General features: G+C 66.6%; 1 protein-coding gene. It reads left to right on the top strand.

Annotation, left to right across the window (positions count from 1 at the left end; translation table 11 throughout):
• The coding region (locus ACRDUX_RS15105) for a non-ribosomal peptide synthetase (RefSeq protein ID WP_526414830.1) at positions 1–1,897 on the top strand (1,897 nt) is incomplete at both ends.

Below are 1,897 nucleotides of genomic sequence, written 5' to 3' on the forward strand. Positions count from 1 at the left end.
TGCTGATCAACACGGTGCCGGTACGGGCCCGCGCGACGGCGGACTCCACTGTCGCCGACCTCTTGAACCAGATGCAAAGTACCCACAACGACACCGTCGAGCACGAGCACCTGTCGCTCAGCGAAATCCACCACGTCGCCGGCCACGATCAACTGTTCGACACACTCTTCTTGTACGAGAGCTATCCGGTCGACGCCGGCGCGTTCGCAGGCGCCCACGAGTTGGTGATTACGGAGTTCAACAACCGCGAGCACAACCACTACCCGCTGTCGGTGATGGCCCTGCCTGGGCACGAGCTGGGCTTTCGGGTGGAGTTCGACTCCGGAGCGTTCGACGTGGCGGGCATCGAAGCGCTGTTCGAGAGGTTCCAGCGGCTGCTGGCCGCCATGATCGCCGACCCCACCCGGCGGCTCTCGTCGATCGATGTGCTCGACCCGGCTGAGCGCACGCTGCTCGACGAATGGTCCAACCGGGCAACGTTGTTCGAGCCGGCGGGCGCACCGACGTCGATTCCGCAGCGGTTCGCCGAACAAGTGGCGCGGACCCCGGAGGCGCTCGCGCTGACGTTCGCGGGCCACTCGATGAGCTACGGCGAACTCGACGAATCCGCGAACCGGTTGGCGAACCTGTTGGCCGTGCACGGTGCGGGACCGGGTGAATCCGTCGCGTTGGTGGTTCCTCGCTCGGCCGAGGCGATCGTGGCGATCTTGGCGGTGCTCAAGACCGGGGCGGCGTATCTGCCGATCGACCCGGCGGTGCCGGCGGCCCGGTTGGAGTTCATGCTCAGCGATACCGCTCCGATTGCCGTGATCACGACGGCCGAGCTCCGCTCGCGGTTGGACGGGTTCAACGTGCAGGTCGTTGACGTCGATGATCCCGCCGCTGCCATCCTCCCCTGCACCGCATTGCTGACGCCGGCCCCTGACGACATCGCCTATTCGATCTACACGTCGGGCACAACCGGAATTCCCAAGGGAGTAGCCGTCACCCACCACAACGTCACCCGGCTGTTCGACTCGCTGGAGGTGGGCTTGGAGCTGGCGCCGGGTCAGGTGTGGACGCAGTCTCATTCCCACGGCTTCGACTATTCGGTGTGGGAAATCTGGGGTGCCCTGTTGCACGGTGGGCGGCTGGTGGTGGTGCCCGAGTCGGTCGCGGGCTCGCCGCAAGACCTGCACGAGCTGCTGGTCACCGAAAACATCAGCGTGCTAAGTCAAACCCCGGCGGCGGTGGCGGCACTCGAACTACGGGGTTTGGAATCTGCGGCGCTGATGGTGGCCGGTGAGGCGTGCCCGTCCGACGTAGTGGATCGGTGGGCGCCGAGCCGGGTGATGATCAATGGCTACGGCCCGACCGAGACCACGATCTATGCCACGATCAGTGCGCCTTTGGCCGCGGGGTCGGGTGCGGTGCCGATCGGCTCGCCGGTGCCAGGGGCCGCGGTGTTCGTTCTAGATGACTGGTTGCGACCGGCGCCCCCTGGTGTGGTCGGTGAGTTGTACGTGGCTGGCCGTGGCGTGAGCCTTGGATACGTGCGCCGGGCCGGCTTGAGCGCGTCTCGGTTCGTGGCGTGCCCGTTCGGGGCGGCTGGGGGGCGGATGTATCGCACCGGGGATCTGGTGTGCTGGGGCGAGGACGGACAGCTGCGGTATCTGGGACGTGCCGATGAGCAGGTCAAGATCCGCGGCTACCGCATCGAACTAGGCGAGATCCAGGCCGCGCTGGCCGAGCTGGACGGGGTCGATCAGGCCGTGGTGATCGCCCGCGAGGACAGCCCAGGAAACAAGCGCCTCGTCGGCTATGTCACCGGCAGCGCTGATCCCGCCGAGATGCGGGCCCAACTGGCTAATCGTCTGCCCGCGTACATGATTCCGGCCGCCGTGGTGGTGCTCGACGC

Origin of the sequence: Mycobacterium sp., from assembly GCF_050701675.1 — a bacterium.
GTDB lineage: Bacteria > Actinomycetota > Actinomycetes > Mycobacteriales > Mycobacteriaceae > Mycobacterium.